Here is a 2,402-nt window from a genome sequence, read left to right as displayed (position 1 = left end):
GGCTCGTGCAGCGCCCACTGGTGCTCGGGGCCGCCATGCCGCAGCCACAGCGGCGCCGAGTCGGTGTCCACCCAGGACCGCAGCTGGCAGGACAGTACGGCGCCGTGCACGCTCTCGTAGATCGCCGTCAGGTACGGGTTGGCAGCGGCGCGCACCACCGCCGCGTGGAACACAGTGTCCGCGGCGACCAGCTCGGAGACGGTTCCGCTGGTGTCCCGCAGCCGGCCGAGGGCGGCGACGATCGCGGCGTCCTGTTCCGCGCCGTCCGCCGCGGCGAGCCCCGTCCTGCGCTCGGCTGCCTCCCTGACGCCGGTGTCCTCCAGCCACAGCCGCAGGTCCATCAGGTGCCCGGCCGAGTCCCTGTCCAGGTCGAGCATGAGGTTCACCGACGCGGTGACCATCGCCTCTGGCCTGCGGACCACGTAGGCGCCCGACCCGTGCCTGATTTCCACCAGGCCCATCAGGGACAGCGACCGCAGCGCCTGGCTGACCGTCGGCCTGCTGGCGCCGAACCGCTCGGCCAGCTCGCGTTCCGCCGGCAGTCGCGCGCCCTCGGCGAGACGCTCCCTGATGATCAGGTTCCTGATCTGCGCGGCCACGTCGTCGGACCGGCGCGCGGTGGCGACCGGCGAAATACCGGGCAGCGGCACTGCCCTGGGCCGGCGCTGGCTATGGACTGACATCTATTGACCCGTTCCGCGCGGCACAGACAGAATGTGGCTATGCCAGTTTGCCACATTCGGCCGCGAAGCCGGGGCCGTCGGCCATGACGCGCGTCTCGGACCCGGGCACGCACTGGGAAGTCACTGACCCCGCGCGGCTCGCGACGATGATCCGGCTGCGCGCCCTGCGCATGGTCGCGCCCCACGGGTTCGGCTACCTCGGGCAGGCGCTGTCGTCCGCCGAGCAGTTGGCCGCGCTGTTCACGGTCATGCGCCCCGGCCGCGACCGGCTCGTCTGCTCGCCGAGCCACTACGTGATCGGGTTCTTCGCGGCCGCCGCCGAACTCGGCATCCTCAGCGAGGACGATGCGGAAACCTACGGCCAGGACGGCTCGCCCGTCGAGGCGATCGGCACCGAGCGCTCGCCGGTCATGGACTACACCTGCGGCTCCCTCGGGCAGGGCCTGTCGGCCGCGGCGGGCTTCGCGCTGTCGGACCGGCTCAAGGGCAAGGACCGGCGCACGTTCGCGTTCATCAGCGACGGGGAGCTGGAGGAGGGCCAGATCTGGGAGGCGGCGATGTTCGCCGGCCACCACCGGCTGAACCGGCTGACCGTGCTGCTCGACGCCAACAACTCCCAGGTCGACGGCCCGGTGGACACGATCACCACGATCGAGCCGATCGCGGCCAAGTGGCAGGCGTTCGGCTGGACGGCCCAGGACATCGACGGGCACGACGTCGACGCCGTGATCAAGGCGCTAGCCGAGGCCGCCGAGGGGGACAAACCCTACGTTCTGATCAATAGGACCTCGACCAGGCACGGACTTGACTGCCTTCCCGCCGACGCGGACGGGCACTTCATCAAGCTCCCCCCCGATCTCGCCGGGCGAGCCGAAGCGGAGCTCACCGGGAAGCTGGAGCGGCGCGATGCCTGAACTCCGCCAGCCGCCCTACCCGACCGTTCTCAAGCCCTACGGCCAGTCGCTCGTCGCGCTGGCGAAGGAACGCGACGACATCGTCTGCCTGACCGGCGACCTGTCCAAGCAGTGCGAGATCGACCTCTTCGCCGACGCGTACCCGGAGCGGTTCATCCACGCCGGGATGGCCGAGGCGAACATGATGGGCGTCGCGGGCGCGCTGGCCCGCGACGGGTTCGTCCCGTACGTGCACACCTTCGGCACGTTCGCGACCCGGCGGCCGCTGGACCAGGTCATCAACGCGATCGCCTTCCCGAACCTGAGGGTGCGGATCATGGGCTTCATGCCCGGCGTGTCGAGCCCCGGCGGCCCCAGCCACCAGGCGATCGACGACGTGGCGCTGATGCGCGCCGTGCCGAACATGACCGTGGTCGACGTCGCCGACGCGGTCGAGGTCCGTCAGGTGGCCAGCGCGATCGTGGACGTCGACGGCCCGGTGTACGTGCGGCTCAAGCGCGGCGAGATCCCGGTGATCTTCGGTGCCGACCACCGGCTGCGGCTCGACCGCGCGGACGTGCTGACCCGCGGCGAGGACGTCGCGCTCTTCGCCAGCGGGATGATGCTCGCCCCGGCGCTGGCCGCCGCGCGGCTGCTGGAGGCCCGCGGCGCGAGTGTCTCGGTGGCCAGCGTCCCGGTGATCAAGCCGCTGGACGCGGCCACGGTGGCCGACGTCGCCGGGAGCGCGAAGGTCGTCGTCACCGCGGAGAACCACACCGTCATCGGCGGCCTCGGCTCGGCGGTCGCCGAAGCGCTTGCCGAAGCC

The 2,402-nt window shown here is 71.4% G+C and carries 3 protein-coding genes; 2 read left to right on the top strand and 1 reads right to left on the bottom strand.

All coding sequences use genetic code 11. The annotated features are described in order from the left end of the window. Positions 1 to 683: FadR/GntR family transcriptional regulator (locus WA805_RS14500; RefSeq protein ID WP_425242577.1), on the bottom strand; the 683-nt coding region annotated here is incomplete at its 3' end. An 83-nt stretch (positions 684 to 766) separates the two neighbouring features. Here WA805_RS14500 and WA805_RS14495 point away from each other — a divergent pair. After that, entirely contained in the window at positions 767 to 1,597 is an 831-nt protein-coding gene (locus WA805_RS14495) for a transketolase (protein ID WP_422278296.1), read from the top strand. Then, the coding region (locus WA805_RS14490) for a transketolase family protein (protein WP_425242576.1) at positions 1,590 to 2,402 on the top strand (813 nt) is incomplete at its 3' end. The genes WA805_RS14495 and WA805_RS14490, both read left to right, overlap by 8 nt.

This window comes from Trebonia sp. (assembly GCF_049794275.1).
Taxonomy (GTDB): domain Bacteria; phylum Actinomycetota; class Actinomycetes; order Streptosporangiales; family Streptosporangiaceae; genus Trebonia.
This window is presented reverse-complemented; position numbering and strand designations above follow the sequence as displayed.